The 21034-nt window shown below is 64.6% G+C and carries 19 protein-coding genes; 10 read left to right on the top strand and 9 right to left on the bottom strand.

What is annotated here, in order from left to right:
- Positions 1-214: 214 nt before the first annotated feature.
- From BM436_RS00220 to BM436_RS00210, 3 genes are all read right to left on the bottom strand, one after another.
- Positions 215-2995: a CRISPR-associated helicase/endonuclease Cas3 gene (locus BM436_RS00220; RefSeq protein WP_093552210.1), complete on the bottom strand. Its 2781-nt coding sequence runs from the start codon at positions 2993-2995 to the stop codon at positions 215-217.
- Between the two features lie 136 nt (positions 2996-3131).
- On the bottom strand, positions 3132-3428 hold the full coding sequence (locus tag BM436_RS00215) for a type II toxin-antitoxin system RelE/ParE family toxin (protein WP_093552208.1): 297 nt from the start codon (positions 3426-3428) through the stop codon (positions 3132-3134).
- Entirely contained in the window at positions 3425-3652 is a 228-nt protein-coding gene (locus BM436_RS00210; RefSeq protein ID WP_093552206.1) for an addiction module protein, read from the bottom strand. The genes BM436_RS00215 and BM436_RS00210 overlap by 4 nt, the downstream gene beginning before the upstream one ends.
- 178 nt (positions 3653-3830) lie before the next feature.
- Here BM436_RS00210 and argS point away from each other — a divergent pair, with 178 nt between their 5' ends.
- From argS to BM436_RS00175, 7 genes are read left to right on the top strand one after another with little or no spacing between them, the layout of a single operon-like run.
- Positions 3831-5540, top strand: coding sequence for an arginine--tRNA ligase (gene argS / locus BM436_RS00205; RefSeq protein WP_093552204.1), 1710 nt, complete (start codon positions 3831-3833; stop codon positions 5538-5540).
- An 18-nt stretch (positions 5541-5558) separates the two neighbouring features.
- On the top strand, positions 5559-6260 hold the full coding sequence (locus BM436_RS00200; protein WP_093552201.1) for an SPOR domain-containing protein: 702 nt from the start codon (positions 5559-5561) through the stop codon (positions 6258-6260).
- A 12-nt stretch (positions 6261-6272) separates the two neighbouring features.
- The gene (locus BM436_RS00195) at positions 6273-6944 is read left to right on the top strand and encodes a thiol:disulfide interchange protein DsbA/DsbL (RefSeq protein ID WP_093552197.1); all 672 of its coding nucleotides are present in this window, start codon (positions 6273-6275) and stop codon (positions 6942-6944) included.
- Positions 6945-6951: 7 nt separating this feature from the next.
- On the top strand, positions 6952-7731 hold the full coding sequence (locus BM436_RS00190; RefSeq protein WP_093552194.1) for an SDR family oxidoreductase: 780 nt from the start codon (positions 6952-6954) through the stop codon (positions 7729-7731).
- Positions 7728-8534 (top strand): biotin--[acetyl-CoA-carboxylase] ligase, encoded by an 807-nt coding sequence (locus tag BM436_RS00185; RefSeq protein WP_093552190.1) that lies wholly within the window; start codon positions 7728-7730, stop codon positions 8532-8534. The genes BM436_RS00190 and BM436_RS00185 overlap by 4 nt, the downstream gene beginning before the upstream one ends.
- Positions 8531-9337 (top strand): type III pantothenate kinase, encoded by an 807-nt coding sequence (locus BM436_RS00180; protein WP_093552186.1) that lies wholly within the window; start codon positions 8531-8533, stop codon positions 9335-9337. The genes BM436_RS00185 and BM436_RS00180 overlap by 4 nt, the downstream gene beginning before the upstream one ends.
- Entirely contained in the window at positions 9331-10023 is a 693-nt protein-coding gene (locus BM436_RS00175; protein ID WP_093552184.1) for an SPOR domain-containing protein, read from the top strand. Before BM436_RS00180 ends, BM436_RS00175 begins: the two co-directional genes overlap by 7 nt.
- Positions 10024-10125: 102 nt before the next feature.
- Here the strand turns inward: BM436_RS00175 and BM436_RS00170 are convergent, their stop codons facing one another.
- From BM436_RS00170 to BM436_RS00145, 6 genes are all read right to left on the bottom strand, one after another.
- Positions 10126-11313: a septal ring lytic transglycosylase RlpA family protein gene (locus BM436_RS00170; RefSeq protein ID WP_307663632.1), complete on the bottom strand. Its 1188-nt coding sequence runs from the start codon at positions 11311-11313 to the stop codon at positions 10126-10128.
- Positions 11310-12425, bottom strand: coding sequence for a rod shape-determining protein RodA (rodA, locus tag BM436_RS00165; protein WP_093552182.1), 1116 nt, complete (start codon positions 12423-12425; stop codon positions 11310-11312). The genes BM436_RS00170 and rodA overlap by 4 nt, the downstream gene beginning before the upstream one ends.
- A 9-nt stretch (positions 12426-12434) precedes the next feature.
- Complete coding sequence (gene mrdA, locus BM436_RS00160) at positions 12435-14618, bottom strand: penicillin-binding protein 2 (protein ID WP_093552180.1); 2184 nt, start codon at positions 14616-14618, stop codon at positions 12435-12437.
- An 11-nt stretch (positions 14619-14629) separates the two neighbouring features.
- Positions 14630-15142: a rod shape-determining protein MreD gene (gene mreD / locus BM436_RS00155; RefSeq protein WP_093552177.1), complete on the bottom strand. Its 513-nt coding sequence runs from the start codon at positions 15140-15142 to the stop codon at positions 14630-14632.
- Entirely contained in the window at positions 15139-16248 is a 1110-nt protein-coding gene (mreC, locus tag BM436_RS00150; protein WP_093552176.1) for a rod shape-determining protein MreC, read from the bottom strand. Before mreC ends, mreD begins: the two co-directional genes overlap by 4 nt.
- A gap of 91 nt (positions 16249-16339) precedes the next feature.
- On the bottom strand, positions 16340-17383 hold the full coding sequence (locus BM436_RS00145; RefSeq protein ID WP_056398240.1) for a rod shape-determining protein: 1044 nt from the start codon (positions 17381-17383) through the stop codon (positions 16340-16342).
- A 265-nt stretch (positions 17384-17648) separates the two neighbouring features.
- Between BM436_RS00145 and gatC the strand changes: the two genes are divergently transcribed.
- Genes gatC through gatB form a run of 3 tightly spaced genes read left to right on the top strand, consistent with a single transcriptional unit; the run spans position 17649 to position 20970 of the window.
- Positions 17649-17951: an Asp-tRNA(Asn)/Glu-tRNA(Gln) amidotransferase subunit GatC gene (gatC, locus tag BM436_RS00140; RefSeq protein WP_093552174.1), complete on the top strand. Its 303-nt coding sequence runs from the start codon at positions 17649-17651 to the stop codon at positions 17949-17951.
- A gap of 36 nt (positions 17952-17987) precedes the next feature.
- A complete protein-coding gene (gatA, locus tag BM436_RS00135) occupies positions 17988-19469 on the top strand; it encodes an Asp-tRNA(Asn)/Glu-tRNA(Gln) amidotransferase subunit GatA (protein WP_093552171.1) in 1482 nt (493 codons plus the stop codon).
- 40 nt (positions 19470-19509) lie between these two features.
- Positions 19510-20970, top strand: a complete 1461-nt coding sequence (gene gatB / locus BM436_RS00130; protein WP_093552169.1) for an Asp-tRNA(Asn)/Glu-tRNA(Gln) amidotransferase subunit GatB — start codon at positions 19510-19512, stop codon at positions 20968-20970.
- Positions 20971-21034 lie beyond the last annotated feature (64 nt).

Raw genomic sequence — 21034 nt, 5'->3', positions numbered from 1 at the left:
TTCCAACATTGGTTGCCTAGTCATTCACCTTAGACATGCGCAGGCCAAAATTCAAGTAATTCTTAAGTCTGCAACCTCTCATACCTATTGGATCCACACCGTTCTCGCTAACCTGTAGAATCCGAGTGATGACACCTTCCCTTTTTGAAAGGGATGAACCGTCTGCGACCTCGTCACAATAGGCAGGGCCGGCACTGTTCCTCATTTCATGGGGTCAATCTGCGGGACCAGTAGTGGCGTCCGTGCGCGCCAAGCGGAACCCGAACTTGCTGTCGTAAAGCCACGTCAGCAACTCGGGCGGCTTCCTGCGCTTGGCATCACCCTGGCTCCACGCGCTGGCTTGCCATGTGCCGTCGCCGTTGGGGGATAGGGGGAGCAAGGTGCTCCATTTCCCTTGCGCAGGCAAAGTCTGGAGTAACGCCTGATATTGGGATAACCGTTGAGCTTCCGCCGGCAGTTCAGGTTGCTCTAGTAACCGCGCTGCTATCTTGACCATACTGAAGGCCCAAGCGCCATCTACCCATGGAATCAATTCGCATCCATCCCATCTGGCCAACATCACTTCACGAGTTTCCTCGCCCAGGCGCGACGGCGACTTTGCCTCGTTCCACCAATCCCCCACCATTCCACGCTGGTAACCACGGTCAAATTTCAGCGTGTTTTGCTGCGCCAAGCTGCTTTCCGCCCAAGCACCTCCTTCAGCTTGTCGTGCGTTCGACTCCAATGCTTCCGGCCACGGCTCTCTGCCGGAAAACACCGTTTCGATCAACTGCCGTGCATCGCCCGGGACGGAAAACTCGTCGGCTTGCAGAACCTTTGCGCTGAGCCACAACTGCCCATGGTGCGAATAGACATACTGTCCACCCTTAAAAGTGGCACCGAACCAGTCTCTTCTCGGCGTCATGGTCCACTCTGGGCCATAAACCCATAAGCAAGGTGCGGCGCGCCCGTCTTTCATGCCTTGCCCGGTGAGGGGATTTCCGTGGGCATCCCGCACATGCCGCTGCAAGCGGCCTGCCCTTTGCAGTACGCGGTCTATCGGTGCGAGGTCAGTCACCAGTACGTCCGCGTCAATGTCCAAACTCTGCTCCGCCACCTGGGTCGCAATCAGCAAACGGCCCGTACGCAGCGTTGCATCGCTGTTGCTGCCGAAGATGCGCAAGACCTCCGCCTCTTTGTCAAGACGGTCCCCCATGGCAAATCGGGCATGGAATAAGGTCAGTTTTTCCGCTTCGATAACAGTTGAGAAATGATCGTATGCAGCCATTGCGTCAGCCACCGTATTACGTATCCACGCCACGCACTTGCCTTCCCGTAGAGAACTCAATACATGGCAATAGACCTGCTGTAAGTCGCATTCATAATGGATTTGAACGCTGCGCGTAACATTCGGCCGCGAATCCAGAGAGTCCTCCTTCAACTGTTCCATGCCGTCATGCCATGCGGTAGCCAAAGGGTAATTGTTCGACATAACATGCGGTGCGGCGTGCATATTGCGGCCCCGGGCATATGCGTCGAGCAACGACTGCTTCATGTGACCCGGTAGGGTGGCAGAAAGCAAGATCACCGAGCCGCCACTCCGCGCGTGAAATTCCAACACCACTTCCAAAATTTTCTGCATGTACGTATCACATGCGTGCACCTCATCAACAATCAGGACTTTGTTGAACAACCCCAACAACCGAAGCGACTGATGCTTGCTATGCAACACAGATAGCAATACTTGATCTATTGTTCCCACACTGGCCGGTGCCAACAGGGCCCGTTTGCTGTGGTCAGCTAACCAAGCAGTGCAGCGAGCAGAGGCAGTTTCATCGGCCTGCAATGCGTCGTCTTCAGACATATCCCCAGGCAAAATCGATTTTGCGAACTCATCCACCAAGCTTTTGAACCCATGAGCCAAGGTCAAGTTCGCATGGCCCTCGAAAAGGCGGCCGTAAATGCCTGAGATACGCTTGTACATTGCGTTGGCGGTCGCCATGGTAGGCAAGCCCACAAAAAATCCAGATGCGGCCCCTTGCGCCATCAATCGATAAGCCAGCATGACAGCGGCTTCGGTCTTACCCGCACCCGTAACGTCTTCCAGTAGGTAGATGCGGGGAGCCAGATCAACCGGAGTTGTTTCCGCCCAATTCTGTAAGGGAGAGGGATCTTGAATATAGGGAAAGAAGTCCGTTAGTCTCTTGTGCTTTTCCACGCCTACCGGCAGCACACCGGTGCAATCAAGGGCCTGATCGGCAACGCGTTGAGCTGTCGCCCAGTACTTTTCCAGTGGCTCATAACTGTCACGATAATGGAAAAACTGGGTATTCGATCCCAGCCAATCCGCCAATACGGTCACGCCCGAAAACCACCAGGAAAGCAATTTACTGAACAGTTCGAAATCGGCGCCCGTCGCGGCCGGCACTGCTCTGGCTTCAGACGTCAACAGCAAGTCAGCCATCGCCAGCACATAGTCTCGCGCAGCGCGCTTGTCCGTTTCTAGAAAAAAGGAATCAACATGCCCGCTGGCTTTCGGTGGCATGCCATGATGCCCGGTCACAGCGAATATCCAGCTTTTGATTGCCGGTTCCACATGGCTTGCTTGAGGCAAGCCAAGCGCCTCCAAGATGCCATCCTCTACCAACTCCTCTATCCAGAGCCAGGCACCCAGCGAATCGTGACGTTCGAGATATCGTACAGCCCCGTTCGGCTCCCGCTCTTGCAATACCCGGAGAATGTCTGCGCGCTGCGATTGGAACGCCTCGCTGAACTTACCAAGATCATGCAGCGCCAGCATGAACGTCGCCCAGGAAAGTAGCGCATCCTCGGAGCAGCGCAACAAGCTTGCACACACTTTAAGCAATGACTTTGATCGCCGTAGATAGATACGACCTACTGCGGCGACGTCGAGACTATGAAAAACCAGCAGGTGAAATTCTGCAATTTCCGCCTTCGATGGACGTGCCTTGCCCCAATAATGAAAGTAAGCGGGACAATGAACAAAGCCGACCATGACTTACCTTTCAAGAAGTAAGTTAGCCACCAAAAAAGCAACCCGACAGGAATAATTGCAGAAATATTTCCGAACCACAACAGGTATTTTGTGATTTTCACAACTAGCAAAATGCACGGAAATACAGCCGCAACGGTTAGATTGCGCGCGTGTGCCAATAGCCGGGCCTTTGGGCTTGATGAGCTATAGCAATAATGAGGATGCCGTCCGGTTTGCCGAGATAAACGACAGAGAAAGGAAACTGCTTCACGATCAGCCGGCGAGCGCCCATTGCTGCCGGAGCCCCAGCCTTGGGAAAAGCCAGCGCTCGAGCTACCGTTTTTTCTATAGCGGCGGCGAAACGCGCACCCAAGCCGGGCTGAATCTGATCGTAATAGTCGATCTCGGCCAAAAACTCTTCTCGTGCGCGTGCATGGAAGCGCGCGACCTTCATTTTGCGAGTCTGCGCGCTTCCGCAAACACGTCTTCCGCAGCAAAAACCTCGGCCTCGCCACGTTCATATGTGCCAATCCGGGCCGCGATTTCCTGCGCCCAGGCAGCCTCCACATCCGCATCCTGCTGATCATCCAGCGACGCCAGCAGCATCTCGGCGAGCTCAGCCCGTTCCTCCGCCGGCCGCGCCCGCAGTTCCCTTTTCAGATCGTCCAAGGTCAGCATTTTCCAGCCCTCCCATCCAGATAGTTCATTGTACGTCCGCCCCCCGCCCACCAGTCGGTTTCCTCCCCCGGCCAAACCAGTATAATTACCCCAGTTTGGCCGGGCTGACCGCCCGGCCGTTTTGCTTCCAGAAGATAGATACCGCGCGGCCCCGCCGCCCACATTTGCCCCATACGTCATGCTAGCCCAACAAAAATCCGAGATCGTCTCCCTGTTCAACGCCGCCCTGGCGCCCATCCTTGAAGGCAGCGGCGTCAACGCCAATGTCGTGCTGGAGCGCCCGCGCGACGCGTCGCACGGCGACGTGGCCTGCAATATCGCCATGCAGCTGGCCAAGCAGCTGAAGATGAACCCGCGCGAGCTGGCCACCAAGGTCGTCGCCGCGCTGCTGGAGAACCCGGCCGGCAAGCACATCGTCGAGGGCGCCGAGATCGCCGGCCCCGGCTTCATCAACCTGCGCGTGACCGCCGCCGCCAAGCAGGCCGTGATCAAGACCGTGCTGGCGCAGGGCGCCCAATTCGGCAACAGCGACGCCGGCGCCGGCAAGAACGTCATCATCGAATTCGTGTCCGCCAACCCGACCGGCCCGCTGCACGTGGGCCACGGCCGCCAGGCGGCGCTGGGCGACGCGCTGTCGTCGCTGTTCGGCTCCCAGGGCTACCAGGTCACCCGCGAGTTCTATTACAACGACGCCGGCGTGCAGATCCAGACCCTGGCCACCTCGGTCCAGGCGCGCGCGCGCGGCTTCAAGCCGGGCGACGCCGAATGGCCCGAATCGGCCTACAACGGCGACTACATCCAGGACATCGCCGACGACTTCCTGGCCAGGAAAACCGTGTCCGCCTCCGACGGCGCGCCGGCCACCGCTTCCGGCGACGCCAACGACTTCGAATCGATCCGCGCCTTCGCCGTCACCTACCTGCGCAACGAGCAGGACATCGACCTGCAGGCCTTCGGCGTGAAATTCGACAATTACTACCTGGAGTCCTCGCTGTACTCGGACGGCAAGGTCGAGGGCGCGGTCGAGGCGCTGGTCAAATCCGGCACCACCTACGAGCAGGACGGCGCGCTGTGGCTGCGCACCACCGACTACGGCGACGACAAGGACCGCGTGATGCGCAAGTCCGACGGCACCTACACCTACTTCGTGCCGGACGTGGCCTACCACATCGTCAAGTTCCAGCGCGGCTACACCCAGGCCATCAACGTGCAGGGCTCGGACCACCACGGCACCATCGCGCGTGTGCGCGCCGGCCTGCAGGCGGTGGGCATGGGCGTGCCGCAGGGCTTCCCCGACTACGTGCTGCACAAGATGGTCACCGTGATGAAGGACGGCGCGGAAGTGAAGATCTCCAAGCGCGCCGGCTCCTACGTCACCGTGCGCGACCTGATCGAATGGTCCGGCGGCGGCGACATCGCCAAGGGCCGCGACGCGGTGCGCTTCTTCCTCATCTCCCGCAAGGCGGACACCGAATTCGTGTTCGACGTCGACGTCGCCCTGAAAACCTCGGACGAGAACCCGGTCTATTACGTGCAGTACGCCCACGCGCGCATCTGCCGCATGCTGGAGCAGTGGACCGGCGACGAGGCCTCGCTGGCCGGCGTGGACCTGTCGCCGCTGACCGCGCCGAGCGAGGCCACGCTGCTGGCCGCGCTGGCCGCGTATCCGGAAGTGCTGGCCCGCGCCCAGGCCGAACTCGGCCCGCACCAGGTGGCCTTCTACCTGCGCGACCTGGCCGCCGCGCTACACAGCTTCTACTTCGCCGAGCGCGTGCTGGTGGACGACGAGGCGCTGAAGATGGCCCGTATCGCGCTGATGGTGGCCACCCGCCAGGTGCTGCGCAACGGCCTGGCGCTGATCGGCGTCTCCGCTCCCAACAAAATGTAATCGAGGATCCTACGCACAATGAGTTTCCGTTCCCGCCCTACCCCACCGGCGCGCCAACAGGGCAACACGCTGGTTGGCATCATCATCGGCCTGGTCATCGGCCTGGTTATCGCGGTTGTCGTCGCACTGGTCATCAGCAAGGGCGCCACGCCGTTCACCGACAAGTCTGGCAAGGTGGGCAAGTCGGCCGAGCCGACGGCGGGACAGATCTCGGATCCTAACAAGCCGATGTACGGCAACAAGGACGCCGCGCGCGAAGCGGCGCGCGACTTCTCGCGCGAGCACCAGCCGGCGGCCCCCGCCGCGCCGGCCGCGCCGCAACCGGCGGCGCCCGCGCCCCAGCCGGCCCCCGCCAAGGACGAACTGCAGCAGGTGGTGGACAAGATCGAGGCGGCCGGCAAGACCAAGGCTCCGGCCGCCGCGCCAGCGGCCGCTCCCGCCACCGCCGCCGCTCCGGCGGCGCCGGCCTCGGCGGCCGACGAGAAGTTTGTATATTATCTGCAGGCTGGCGCCTTCCGCGAAGTGGCCGACGCCGAAAACACCCGCGCCAAACTGGCGCTGCTGGGCTTCGAGGCCACCGTGTCCGACCGCACCACCGACACCGGCGTGCTGCACCGCGTGCGCATGGGGCCTTACGCCCAGGTGGAAACGATGAACAAGGTACGCAGCAAACTGTCCGAAAACGGCATCGACGTCGCCGTCGTGCGCAACCAAAAATAACCTGGAGCGAGCATGCGTATTGTGAAGCGGATCCTGAGCGTATTGGCCTTGTGCGGCAGCGCCTTCATGGCGCCGGGCGCCTCGGCGTCCCCGGCCAGCCCGGTCGCGGGCACCGACTACGTGGTGCTGCCGACGGCGCAGAACACGGACACCGGCAAGAAGATCGAGGTGATCGAGTTCTTCGCCTACTGGTGCCCGCACTGCAACGTGCTGGAGCCGATGATCGACGCGTGGGTGAAGAAGCAAGGCGCCAACATCGTGTTCAAGCGCGTGCACGTGCCGCGCGGCGAGCCGCAGCAAAAGCTGTACTTCACGCTCGAGGCGCTGGGCCTGGTGGACAAGTACCAGACCAAGGTGTTCCGAGCCATCCACGTGGAGCGCGAGAAGCTCGAGCGCGATGGGCAGGTGTTCGACTGGGTGGCGAAGAACGGCATCGACCGCCAGAAGTTCATCGACACCTACCGCTCCTTCGCGGTCCAGTCCCGTGCGACCCGCGCCGAGAAGATGATGAACGATTACAAGATCGATTCCTGGCCCATGCTGATCGTCGATGGCCGCTATCAGACCTCGGCCTACCAGGTCAGCCAGAGCCTGCCGGCGGATACGACGGAAGTGGACCTGCACGCGGCCTCGCTGCAGGTGATGGACCATCTGGTCGCCAAAGCCAAAGCGGAAAAGAAATAAACCCGGCATGGCGTTGAAACGGGTATTCATCACGGGCGCCTCCAGCGGTATCGGCGCCGCCCTCGCCTTGCGCTACGCCCAGCACGGCGCCACCCTTGGTTTGATGTCACGCCGCCGCGACGCGCTGGACGCGCTGATCGCCACCCTGCCCAACCCCGAAAAACACCGCGCCTACGCGGTCGATGTGCTGGACCACGCGGGCATACGCGCGGCCGCCATGGACTACATCGAATACACCGGCGGCGTGGACGTGGTGATCGCCAGCGCCGGCATCTCGCACGGTACCCTCACCGACCACGCGGAAGACCTGCCCGTGTTCGAATCCATCATGGCCACCAACGTCACCGCCACCTTCGCCACCTTCGCGCCCTTCATCGGCGCGATGAAGGCGCAGCGCACGCCGGCGCGGCTGGTGGGCATCGGCAGCGTGGCGGGCATACGCGGCCTGCCCGGCGGAGGCGGCTACAGCGCATCCAAGGCGGCCGTCATCAGCTACTGCGAATCGCTGCGGATCGAGATGAAGCCGCACGGCATCGGCGTGGTGACCATCTGCCCCGGCTACATCGACACGCCCATGACCAGGCACAATCCCTACGCCATGCCTTTCCTGATGGCGCCCGAGAAGTTCGCCGCCGCCGCGATGCGCACCATCGAGCGCGGCACGAGCTACTCGGTCATCCCATGGCAGATGGGCGTGGTGGCCAAGGCCCTGCGCCTGCTGCCGAACGCGGTCTACGATTTCGCCTTCGCCAAGGCGCCGCACAAGCCGCGCAAGAACGCACGATGAGCCAGCCACACACCATCCACCAATTAAGCCCGGCCGCCATCGCCCCCCACGTGGCGGAGTGCGCCTCCCATGTGGCGCTGGAAGTGGTCGCCGAAACCGGCTCCACCAACGCGGACCTGCTGCAACGCGTCCACGCCGCCGCGCTGTCCGCGCCGGTGCTGCTGATCGCCGAAAACCAGACCGCCGGCAAGGGCCGCGCCGGGCGCGCCTGGCTGTCCGCGCCGGGCGCCACGCTCACCTTCTCGCTGGCCTGGCGCTTCAAGGGGCCGCTGCAAAATCTGGTCGGCCTGCCGCTCGCGGTGGGCGTGGCCCTGGCCGAGGCCATCGCCGCGCTGGGCGTGCCGGTGCTGCTGAAATGGCCGAACGACCTGCTGAAGGACGGCGCCAAGCTGGCCGGCATCCTGGTCGAGACGCAGAACGCGCCGAACGGCGAGATCTGGGCCGTGATCGGCGCCGGCGTCAACCTGCTGATGCCGGACCGGCTGGAGGCCGACATCGGCCGCGAGGTCGCCTCCGCGCCGTGGCTGGCGCAGATGGACCGCAACCAGTTGATGGCCGCGCTGCTGAACCGCCTGTCCGCCACGCTGGCCGAATTCGACGACACCGGCTTCGCCGCCTTCACCGAACGCTGGAACGCGCTGCAGGCCTGGCGCGGCCAGCAAGTCACCATCATCGACCGCGGCCAGGTGCTGCACGAGGGCCGCGCGGCCGGCGTGGATGAACTGGGCCGCCTGCTGCTCGACACCGACGCCGGCCGCGTGCCGGTGCTGTCCGGCGACGTGTCGCTGAGGCTGGCGCCATGATGCTGCTGATCGACGCGGGCAACACCCGCATCAAATGGGCGCTGGCGGCCGACGCCTCCAAGCCGGGCCAATGGCTGGACTACGGCGCCGTGATGCACGCCGACGCCGCGCAGCTGGCGGACGCGTGGCGCGCCGCGTTCACCACGCACGCGGCGCAAGGCCATGGCGCCGTCACGCGCGTGCTGGCCGCCAACGTGGCCGGCGCCGCGGTCCGCGAGCAGCTGGAACGCATGCTGGCCGCCGCCGGAAACGCGGAGGCCATCGAGTGGTTCGCCTCCATACCCGAACGGGCCGGCGTGAAGAACGGCTACCGCAATCCCGGCCAGCTGGGCTGCGACCGTTTCGCCGCCGCCATCGGCGCGCACGCGCTGGCGCCGGGCCGCGCCATCATCGTGGCCAACTGCGGCACCGCCACCACCATCGACGCGGTGACGGCGGACGGCGTCTTCCTCGGCGGGATGATACTGCCCGGCCTGGGCCTGATGGCCACCTCGCTGGCGCGCAACACGGCGCAGCTGCCGCAGATCGCGCAGGGCGGCCCGCTGCCGTCCGGCTTCGCCGACAACACCGACGACGCCATCCTCAGCGGCCTGCTGGCGGCCCAGGCGGGCGCCATCGAACACGCGTGCATGCTGCACCAGGCCGAGGACTGTTTGATCTCCGGCGGCGCCGCGCAGTACATTTCCCCCGCCCTGACGGCGCGCGTGCCGCATCAATTGGTGGATAATATCGTGCTTATTGGTTTGCATGCCGCCGTGGTTCATCCCGACCATGGCGGCGCTGATCTGGATCGCCCGTGCTGAAATTTATCTTCTGGTCCCTGCTTGCCGTGAATGGTGCGCTGTACGCGTATGGGCAGGGCTATCTCGGCCATTTCAGCGGCAACGAGCGCGAACCGGCGCGGCTGGCGAATCAGCTGAACGCCAACAAGCTGTTCATCATCGCGCCGGCCAAGGCCAACGCCGCGATGGCCGCGCTGGCGGCGCCCGCGCCGGCGCCGGCGGCCGTGGAGAAAAAGCCGGAGACCATCGCCTGCCTGGAGATCGGCAATTTCCTGCTGCCGGAGGCGCGCAGGTTTGAGACGCAGCTGGCCAAGCTGGACCTGGGCGACCGCCAGGCGCGCATCAACATGCCGGGCACGGAGATTTCGAGCTACATCGTGTACATTCCGCCGCAGGGCGGCAAGGAAGGCGCGGACAAGAAGACGGCGGAACTGCGCCAACTGGGCGTGACCAACTACTTCGTCATGTCCGACAATCCCACCCAGCGCTGGGGGATTTCACTGGGCGTGTTCAAGAGCGAGACGGCGGCGCAGAACCTGCTGGCCAGCCTGCAGAAACAGGGCGTGCATGGCGCCCGCGTGGCGCCGCGCATGAGCGGCAGCAAACAGCTGGCCTTCCAGTTCCGCGGCATCAGCGCCGAGGTGAAGGCGCAGCTGGACAAGATACGCGGCGGCTTCGAGGACAAGGTCAGCCGCGGCTGCAAATAAAACCAGCGGCCTCAACCGGGGACAGACCCTCCGCGCCACAAGCTGCCGCAAAAGCATGGGACTCGGATCGCGGGTCTGTCCCCCGATTCTGCCGCTGGTTTATCAGCGCTGTATCACCAGCGGCTTCAAACCCAGGGCGGGAGGCAAGGCCTGCATCGCCTGCGCGGCTTCCTGCCGCGTCGCATACGGCCCGCTGTACAGGCGCAACACGGCGCCGGACGGCACCACCTCCAGACCGAACAGGGACGTCTCCATCGCCACTTTCGCGCGCGCGGATTCGGCGTTCTCGGCGCGTGAATACGCGCCCAGCTGCAGATAGAAACCGCCTTGCGCGGCGGGAGGAGTCCCGACCGCCGGCATCGCCGCCGCGGACGCGCCGGAGACGCTGCCACCGGCCAGCATGACGCCGCCGTCAGCCTGCGCCGGATCCGGCGTCACGATCAGCGGGGCGGCCATGATGGGGCCCGCCTGCGCGCCGGCATCGGGCGCGCTCGCCGGCGGCGGCGGATACAGCAGCGCCGCCGTGTGCGCAACGGGACGCTGCGGCGCCGGGGCCACGGCCGGCGGGATGATCTTTTGCACGCCCTGCCGCGGCGCGCCCTGCGGAATCGCCGCGCTCGTCCGCGGCTTGCCGCCGGCCGCCAGCCGCGCGGCCTCCGCCGGCAGGATGCGCTCCACCTCCAGCTGGTGGCTGCCCTTGCCCAGCAAGCCCAGTTTCAGCGCCGCCGTGTAGGAGACGTCGATCACGCGCGTGGAGTGGAACGGCCCGCGGTCGTTGATGCGCACCACCACCTGGTTGCCGTTGTCCAGGTTCGTCACCCGCGCGTACGACGGAATCGGCAGCGTGGGATGGGCGGCCGTCATCTTGTACATGTCATACAGTTCGCCGGACGAGGTGCGCTGGCCGTGGAACTTCTTGCCGTACCAGGTTCCCAGCCCGCGCTGCACGAAAGGCGTGTCCGTGTCCGTGATCGGCGTGTAGGTCTTTCCGAAGACGACGTAGGGCCGGTTGGAGCGCGGGATGGGCGGGTCGTTGCGCACCTCCGCGTCGGGCGTCTGCATCAGGTTGGGCGGCGGGTTGTCGCCCGGGCCGTCGTCCTGGTAATAGCCGCCGCGTCCCGAACCGGCGGGCGGCAGCACCGGCACGCCGGGCTCCTGGCGAGGCTTGCCGGATGGCGTGGGCGCGGGGGCTGGCCGGGCGCCATCCGGCGACGGCAGCTGCGGCGCGTTGCCGCAGCCGGCCAGCGCCAGCAGCGCCGCCAGCATGGCGAAATAGGACAGGCGCATCATGTTTGCACCAGCTTGCGGTGGCGCTGCACGCTCATCAGGATGCCCGAGGCCAGTCCCAGCGTCAGCAGCGCGGTGCCACCGTAGCTCATGAACGGCAGCGGCACGCCCACCACCGGCAGGATGCCGCTCACCATGCCCATGTTCACGAAGGCGTAGGTGAAGAAGATCATCGTCACGGCGCCGGCCAGCAGGCGGGTGAAGAAGTTGGGCGCGTTCGCGGCGATCATCAGGCCGCGTCCGATCAGCAGCAGGTACAGCAGCATCAGGCACAGGTTGCCCACCAGGCCGAACTCCTCGGAATACACGGCGAAGATGAAGTCGGTGGTGCGTTCGGGGATGAACTCCAGGTGGGCCTGGGTGCCCTCCTTCCAGCCCTTGCCCATCAAGCCGCCGGAGCCGACGGCGATGGTGGCCTGGATGATGTGGAAGCCCTTGCCCAGCGGGTCGGTGGTGGGGTCGATCAGCGTCATGATGCGCTCGCGCTGGTAGTCGTGCATCATCGACCAGGCCACCGGCATGCTCGCGGCGGCGGCCACCGCCAGCGCGAAGATCGCCTTCCAGGACAGCCCGGCCAGGAAGATCACGCAGAATCCCGCCATCACCACCAGCAGCGCCGTGCCCAGGTCGGGCTGGCGCGCGATCAGGAACACCGGCACCAGCAGCAGCGCCGCGCCGATCGCGTAGGAGGGCCAGCGCAGCGAACCCTGGCGCTGCTGGAAGAACCACGCCAGCATCAGCGGCACGGCGATCTTGGCGAACTCGGAGGGCTGGATGTCGACCACGCCGATGTGCAGCCAGCGGCGCGCGCCCAGCTTGATGGTGCCCACCAGGGCCACCGCCACCAGCAGCGCCACCGTCATCACGTAGGCCGGCAGCGCGATGCGCATCATCATTTGCGGCGACACGTTGGCCACGATCCACATCATCATGAAGGACATGCAGATATTGCGCACCTGGTCCTCCATCTTGCCCGGTATGCCCATGCTGGCCGAGACCAGCGTGACCAGGCTGGTGCCGAGCAGCAGCGTGATGATGATCATCAGCGGCGGGTCGAACACCATCAGGTACGGTTTCATCCGGCGCCACAGCGAGCGCCTCTCGTTGATAGGCATCGCGCCTCCTTATTCTTTCTTGCGCGGCGGCGTGGCCGGCGGCAGCCCCTGCACCGGCGCGTGCGGCGGCGTGGCCGGCTGCGGCACCACGGTGCCGTGCCGGGCGGCCGATCCCGGCTGCGGCACGGGCGGTTTCTGTATCAGCGGCGGCTGCACCAGCGGCTGCGGCTTGGCCGCAGCCGCCGGCGCGGCTGGAGCGGCGGGCGCCGGGGCGGCGCCGCCCGCGGCCGCGCGCTTCTCCTCGGTGGCGACGGCGGCCGCCTCCTCGTCCGCCGGATCCAGCACCGGTTCGAATTCGGCCGCGTCCTCCTTCGGCACCTTGGTCGTGTCCTTCTCCGTCGGGCGCTTGCCCAGCAGGTAGTAGTCGAGCACCTTGCGCGTGATCGGCGCCGCCACCGCGCCGCCGAAGCCGGCGTTTTCCACGATCATGGCGATCACGATGCGCGGCTTGTCGGCCGGCGCGAAGGCGGTGAACCAGGCGTTGTCGCGCAGGCGCTCGTCCAGCTTGGACGCGTTGTACTTCTCGTTGGCCTTGATCGCGATCACCTGCGCGGTGCCGGTCTTGCCGCCCACGGTATAGCCGGCGTTGACGAAGGCGCGCGCGGCGGTGCCCTCGGTGGTCACACCCACCATGGCCTCCTTGATGAAGTCCACGTTCTCCTGCTTGAGCGGGATGCGGTAGCTTTCCTTGGCCACCGTCAGCTTGCGCGCCTTGGTGGCGCCGTCCTCCACGATCTTGACCAGATGGGGCTTCATCACCACGCCGTTGTTGGCCAGGATGGACACCGCGTGCGCCACCTGCAGCGGCGTGTACGAGTTGTAGCCCGAGCCGTTGGAAACGGAAATGGTGTCGCCGCCCACCCACTTGCCGGCCTGCGGATTCTTCTTGTAGCGGTTGCGCTTCCAGGCCTGCGACGGCAGGATGCCGGTCTTCTCGTTTTCCAGGTCGATGCCGGTCGGCTGGCCGAAGCCGAAGGGCTTCATGAAGTCGTGGATCGCGTCGATGCCCATGTCGCGGCCCAGCACATAGTAATAGGTGTTGCAGGACACGACGATGGACTTGCGCATATCCACCGTGCCGTGGCCGTTCACCACGTCGTCGCGGAACTTGTGGCTGCCCAGGTAGAAGAAACCCGGATCGCTGATGGTCTGCCCGGTGGTGCGCTTGCCCGTCTCCAGCGCGGCCAGCGCCATGAAGGGCTTGAAGGTGGAGCCCGGCGCGTAGGTGCCGGACAGCGGCCGGTTCACCATGGGCCGGTCCAGCGAGGTGTTCAGTTCGTTCCAGCTTTGCTGGTCGATGCCGTCCACGAACAGGTTGGGGTCGTAGCCGGGGCGCGACACATAGGCCAGGATGTCGCCGGTGGACGGCTCGATCGCCACCAGCGCGCCGCGCCACTCGCCGAAGGCCTCCTCCGCCACCTTCTGCAGCTCGATGTCGATCGACAGTATCAGGTTGTTGCCCGGCGTGGCCGGGGTGCGCGACAGGGTGCGCACCGCGCGCCCGCCGGCCGAGACTTCCACCTCCTCGTAGCCGGTGACGCCGTGCAGCTGCTTCTCGTAGCTCTTCTCCAGGCCCTCCTTGCCGATATGCTCGGTGCCCTTGTAGTTGCGCGCGTCGTCGCCGGCCTCGATCACCTTGGCCTCGCTCTGGCTGATGCGGCCGATGAAGCCGATCACGTGCGAGGCGGTTTCGCCCAGCGGATACTGGCGGAACAGGCGCGCCTGGATCTCCACGCCGGGGAAGCGGAAGCGCTGCGCGGTGAAGCGCGCCACCTCCTCGTCGGTCAGGCGGGTGCGCAGCGGCACGCCCTCGAAGCTCTTGGTTTCCTCCAGCAGGCGCTTGAAGCGTTTGCGGTCCTTGGGCTCCACCTGCACCAGCTTGGCCACTTCGTCGATCACCGTCTCCAGCGGCAGGCGCAGCTTGGACGGGGTGATCTCCAGCGTGTAGGCGGAATAGTTGCGGGCCAGGACCACGCCATTGCGGTCCACGATCAGGCCGCGGTTGGGCACCACCGGTACGAAGGCGATGCGGTTCTCCTCGGCCTGCGTCATGTAGTGGTCGTGGTGCACCACCTGCAGCCACACGAAGCGCGCCAGCAGCACGGCGAAGCAGACGAACACCAGCAGGCCCAGCGCCGACAGGCGCAGGCGGAACAGATGGAGTTCGCGTTCTGTGTTTTTTAACTCGGTCATCGCGCTTCGGGTCAGATGGGACGCGTGTGGTCTTTATCCACGGCGCGGCGCTGCGGCGCCAGCAGCAGCATGGTGATGAATGGCCACAGGGCCACGGCCACCACGCTTTCGATGAAATACCACCAGCCGGCGAACTTGCCGGACACGATGAAGCGCACCATCAGCTGCACCGACTGCGCCATCAGCAGCAGCGGGAACACGTGCATGGCCTGCGTCATCAGCGGGAACCACAGCACGCGGCGGTGGATCATGATGGCGCAATAGGACAGCAGCGTGTACGCCAGCGCGTTCTCGCCCAGCAGCGTGGCGTCGTGCACGTCCATCAGCAGGCCGAGGAAGAAGGCGGTGCCGATGCCGACCTTGCGCGGCTGGTGCACGCCCCAGAACACCAGCGTCAGCGCGACGAAGTCCGGCGCGCCGACGAAGTGCCCCCAGGGCATGAGGTTGAGCAGGAACGCGCAGAACAGGCTGAACGCGATGAAGACCGGGCTGACCGGCAGCAGTATGTAATGGGGGCGGTTCATCGCGTTTCCTTTTTCGGCTCGGCGCGCGGCGCGGCGGACGGACTGGCGGCCGCCGGGGCCGGGGCCGGAGCCGCGGCGGCCGGACGCTGCGCAGGCGCGGGCGTCACGCCGGCGGGCGTCGTTCCCGCGGGCGCGGCGGCCGGTCCGGCCGCGCCGGGCGTCGCGCCGGCGGTGGCCGCTGCGGCGGCGGCGGCGGCAGCGGCGGCCTCCTTGGCGGCCTTGCCTTTGCGGCCGGGTTTGATCACTTCCTCTTCCGGCGGCCGTGGCGGCAGTTCTGGAGGCGACATCAATATCAGCAGCTGGCTGTGGTTCTGGATGCCCGCCAGCGGCTGGCACACCACGCGGCCGAAGGCGCCGTTGGCGTTGTTCTCCACCTGCATCACGCGCGCCACGGCCAGGCCGGCCGGATACACGCCGTCGATGCCGGAGGTGATCAGGATGTCGCCCACCTGCACGTCGGCGTTGGGCGCCATGAAGCGCAGGTCCAGCTGGCCGGACTGGCCGCGGCCGTACGCCACGCTGCGCAAGCCGTTGCGCAGCACCTGCACTGGAATGGCCTGCTCCTTGTCCGTCAGCAGCGTGACCTCGGAGGTGAACGGGAACACCCGCGTCACCTGCCCCACCACGCCCTGGTTGTCAATCACGGGCAGGCCCAGGGCCACACCCTGCTGCACGCCGCGGTCGAGCACGATCTTGCGGCTGGCGCTGTCGCGCGCGTCGTACAGGATCTCGGCCAGCAGCGACTTGCCCGGCACGCGCTCGCGCGCGTCCAGCAGCTTGCGCAGCTGCGCGTTTTCCGCGTTGTGGAGCTGCGCCTGCTGCATCGCCTGGGCCGACACGATCTGCTGCTGCTTCAAATCGCGCACCTGGCGCTCCAGCGCGGCCTGCGACGAGAAATAGTCGCCCACGCCGTACAGCGCGTCGCGCGGCATCAGCGCCGCCATTTGCAGGGGGTACAGCACGGTGCCGACCACCTGGCGCACCGTGGTGAGCGCGTGCATGCGCGCGTCGGCCAGCAGCAGCGCGATCGAAATGCAGGCGAACAAAGTCATTTTGACGCGCGCGGGCGCGCCTTGCTTGAAGAGTGGCGGTGGACTGTATTCCATGTTTCCAATAATCCGGCGCGAACCAGCGGGTAGCCCAGTCTCAGTCTACATAATGCAGCGGGGCGGCTCCTGGCCGCCCCGCTTACTCAGATCACTCGTAGGAGAAGATCGAACCCAGCTGGTCCATCCGCTCCAGCGCCATGCCGGAGCCGCGCACCACGCAGGTCAGCGGATCCTCCGCCACCAGCACCGGCAGGCCGGTCTCCTCCATCAGCAGGCGATCCAGGTCGCGCAGCAGGGCGCCGCCGCCGGTCAGCATCATGCCTTTTTCGGCGATGTCCGCGCCCAGCTCGGGCGGGGTCTGTTCCAGCGCGTTCTTCACGGCCGAAACGATGTTGTTCAGCGGGTCGGTCAGCGCCTCCAGGATCTCGTTCGACGAGATCGTAAACGAGCGCGGAATGCCTTCGGACAGGTTGCGGCCCTTGACTTCCATTTCCTTGACCTCGGAGCCCGGGAAGGCCGAACCGATGGCCTTCTTGATCGCCTCGGCGGTCTGTTCGCCGATCAGCATGCCGTAGTTGCGGCGGATGTAGTTGACGATGGCCTCGTCGAACTTGTCGCCGCCCACGCGCACCGAACCCTTGTACACCATGCCGCCCAGCGAGATGATGCCCACCTCGGTGGTGCCGCCGCCGATGTCGACCACCATCGAACCGGTGGCGTCGGAGACCGGCAGGCCGGCGCCTATCGCGGCGGCCATCGGCTCCTCGATCAGGTAGACCTGGGAGGCGCCCGCGCCCAGCGCGGATTCGCGGATCGCGCGGCGCTCGACCTGGGTCGAGCCGCAAGGCACGCAAATGATGATGCGCGGCGACGGGCGGAAGAACTTGGAGTCGTGCACCATGCGGATGAACTGCTTGAGCATCTGCTCGGTGACGGTGAAGTCGGCGATCACGCCGTCCTTCATCGGGCGGATCGCCTCGATGTTGCCAGGCACCTTGCCCAGCATCTGTTTCGCTTCCTTGCCGACCGCCTGGATCGTTTTCTTGCCGTTCGGGCCGCCTTCCTGGCGAATCGCAACTACCGATGGTTCGTCCAGCACGATGCCGGAACCGCGTACATAAATCAGGGTGTTGGCCGTGCCCAAGTCAATGGCCAGATCGGTGGAAATATACCTGCGTAAAAAACCAAACATGAGTATCCTGTGGCGCGTCGGCCGCGCGTGTGAGCAGTTATAGGGAGTATCCGTGGAAGCGGCGGCTGCCTGCCTGGCGCCGTCAACGCATCAACCCGCCATTCTACCTTATAATTCGAATGTCATTTACCAAAAATCCCTTCTAAAGTGCGACCGTGCACAACGTGAATTGCACGACAATTGACGGGATTTCAAGGCTAAATAGCAGGAATTACAAGTTCTTTATTCATATCACAACGCGCGGCACACCGCGCCTCTCGCCATCATGTCCCTGACACTATCCGACGTAAAACGCATCGCCAATCTGGCGCAACTGGAAATGAGCGAAACCCAGGCCGGCACCGCCCTGGAACAACTGAACGGCATCTTCGCGCTGGCCGAGCAAATGCAGGCCGTGGACACCAACGGCGTCGCGCCGCTGAGCCATCCGCTGGCGGCGCACATGAACAACATCGCACTGCGTCTGCGCGAGGACGTGGCCACCGAGCCGAACCGCCGCGAGGACTACCAGAAAGTGGCGCCGAAGACGGAAGACGGCCTGTACCTGGTGCCGAAGGTAATCGACTAAGTGATCGATTGAGTGATCGACCAAGAGCGAAGAACAATGCATACCAAGACCATCAAAGAACTGTCCGCCCTGCTGCAAAGCAAAGCCGTTTCCGCCACCGAGCTGGCGACGCACTTCCTGGACCGCATCGAAAAAAGCGAGCTGAACGCCTTCCTGCACGTGGACCGCGCGCTCACGCTGGCCCAGGCCGCCGAGGCCGACGCCCGCATCGCCGCCGGCACCGCCACCCCGCTGACCGGCGTGCCGATCGCTCACAAGGACATCTTCGTCACCCGGAACTGGCGCTCGACCGCCGGCTCGAAAATGCTGGCCGACTACGTCAGCCCCTTCGACGCCACCGTGGTGGAAAAGCTCAACGCGGCCGGCATGGTCACGCTGGGCAAGCTCAATTGCGACGAGTTCGCCATGGGCTCGGCCAATGAAAACTCGGCCTTCGGCCCCGTGAAGAACCCATGGGACCACGGCGCCGTGCCCGGCGGCTCGTCCGGCGGTTCGGCCGCCGCCGTGGCCGCGCGCCTGGCGCCCGGCGTGACCGGCACCGACACCGGCGGCTCCATCCGCCAGCCGGCCGCCTTCTGCGGCATCACCGGCATCAAGCCAACCTACGGCCGCGTGTCGCGCTTCGGCATGATCGCCTTCGCCTCCTCGCTCGACCAGGGCGGCCCGATGGCGCAAACCGCCGAGGACTGCGCCCTGCTGCTGAACGCCATGGCCGGTTTCGACGAGCGCGATTCCACCAGCCTGACGCCGGAACAAGGCGGCGTGCAGGAGGACTTCGGCCGCGACCTGGCCCAGCCGCTGGCCGGCCTGCGCATCGGCGTGCCCAAGGAATACTTCGGCGAGGGCCTGGCGGCGGACGTGGAAGCGGCCGTGCGCGGCGCGCTGGCGCAGTTCGTGAAGCTGGGCGCCACCCTGGTGGACATCTCGCTGCCGAACACCGCGCTGTCCATCCCCGCCTACTACATGATCGCCCCGGCGGAAGCCTCGTCCAACCTGTCCCGCTTCGACGGCGTGCGCTTCGGCCACCGCGCCGACGGCTACAAGGACCTGCAGGACATGTACAAGAAGACCCGCGCCGAGGGCTTCGGCCCGGAAGTGCAGCGCCGCATCATGGTCGGCACCTATGTGCTGTGCCACGGCTACTACGACGCCTACTACCTGAAGGCGCAGCGCATCCGCCGCCTGATCGCGCAGGACTTCGAAGCCGTGCTGAACGGCCCGAACGCCGTCTGCGACGTCATCATGGGCCCGGTGGCGCCGACCGTGGCCTGGGACCTGGGCTCCAAGTCCGACCCGGTGGCCAACTACCTGGCCGACATCTACACCCTGTCGACCAGCCTGGCGGGCCTGCCCGGCATGTCCATCCCCTGCGGCTTCGGCCAGGGCGACAAGAACGGCAAGCGTCCGGTCGGCCTGCAAATCATCGGCAACTACTTCGCCGAGGCGAAACTGCTGAACGTGGCGCACCAGTTCCAGCAAGCGACCGAGTGGCACAAGCAAGCCCCCGGTGGTATCTAACCCTTGCGTTAACCTATTAGCTATTAGCGAGAACAGAAATATGGAATGGGAAGTCGTCATCGGTATTGAGAACCACGTGCAGCTCACCACCGAATCGAAAATCTTCAGCGGCTCGCCGATCAAATTCGGCGCCGAGCCGAACACGCAGGCCAGCCCGGTCGACCTGGCGCTGCCTGGCGTGCTGCCGGTGATGAACAAGACCGCCGTGGATCGCGCGATCCGCTTCGGCTTGGCCGTGGGCGGCAAAATCGCCCCGCAATCGGTCTTCGCGCGTAAGAACTATTTTTATCCGGATCTACCGAAAGGTTATCAGATCAGCCAGTTCGAGGACCCCGTGGTCGTGGGCGGCGCGCTGACCTTCGGCTACGAAAAGGATGGCAAATTCGTCACCAAGACGGTGAACCTGACGCGCGCCCACCTGGAAGAAGATGCCGGCAAATCGCTGCACGAGGATTATCACGGCATGTCCGGCATCGATTTGAATCGCGCCGGCACGCCGTTGCTGGAAATCGTTTCCGAACCTGAAATCCGCAGCGCGGCCGAGGCGGTGGCTTATTGCAAGGCGCTGCATGGCCTGGTGATGTGGCTGGGCGTTTGCGACGGCAATATGCAGGAAGGTTCTTTCCGTTGCGATATCAACGTGTCGGTACGCCCCAAAGGCGCGACCGAATTCGGCACCCGCTGCGAAATTAAAAACCTGAACTCCTTCCGCTTTATCGAAGAAGCCGTTCACGTTGAAGTGCGCCGCCAGATCGAATTGATCGAAGACGGCGGCACGGTGGTGCAGGCGACGCGCTTGTACGATCCGGATAAAAAAGAAACCCGGCAAATGCGCAGCAAGGAAGACGCGCAGGATTACCGCTATTTCCCGGATCCGGATTTGCCGCCGCTGGCCATTTCGCAGGATTGGATAGACCGCGTCAAAGCCGACATGCCGGAATTGCCGGCGGTGATGCGCACCCGCTTTATCGAGGAATACGCGTTGCCGGAATATGACGCGCTGATACTCACCTCGTCGAAAGCGATGGCGAATTACTTCGAGGCCGTGGTGGCGAAAGCCGGCAAGGAAAATGCGAAAACCGCAGCCAACTGGCTGATGGGCGATGTGTCATCGACGTTGAACCGCGAGAATGTGGATATTGCCGATTCTCCGGTGAAACCCGCGCAGCTGGCCAATATGCTGAAGCGCATTGCCGACGGCACCATTTCCAACAAGATAGCCAAAGAAATCTTCGGCGACATGTGGGCCGCCAATGGCGACGATGAAAACCTGGTCGACGCCATTATCGACAAAAAGGGGCTGAAACAGATTTCCGATACCGGCGCGCTGGAAGCCATCGTCAACGAGGTATTGGCGGCGAATGAGAAATCGGTCGAGCAATACCGCGCCGGCAAGGAAGCGGCCATCAATGCGCTGATCGGCCAGGCGATGAAGGCATCCAAGGGCAAGGCCAATCCGGCCCAATTGACCGAACTGCTGAAAAAGAAACTGGCTGGCTGATTTAAATCCGCATAGTCAAAGCGGCGCCTTCGGGCGCCGTTTTTTTGGCGAGGCGCAACCCAAG

Source organism: Pseudoduganella namucuonensis (assembly GCF_900116645.1).
GTDB lineage: Bacteria > Pseudomonadota > Gammaproteobacteria > Burkholderiales > Burkholderiaceae_D > Rugamonas > Rugamonas namucuonensis.
Note: the sequence above shows the minus strand (reverse complement) of the source record. Positions and strands in the feature narration are given on the sequence as shown.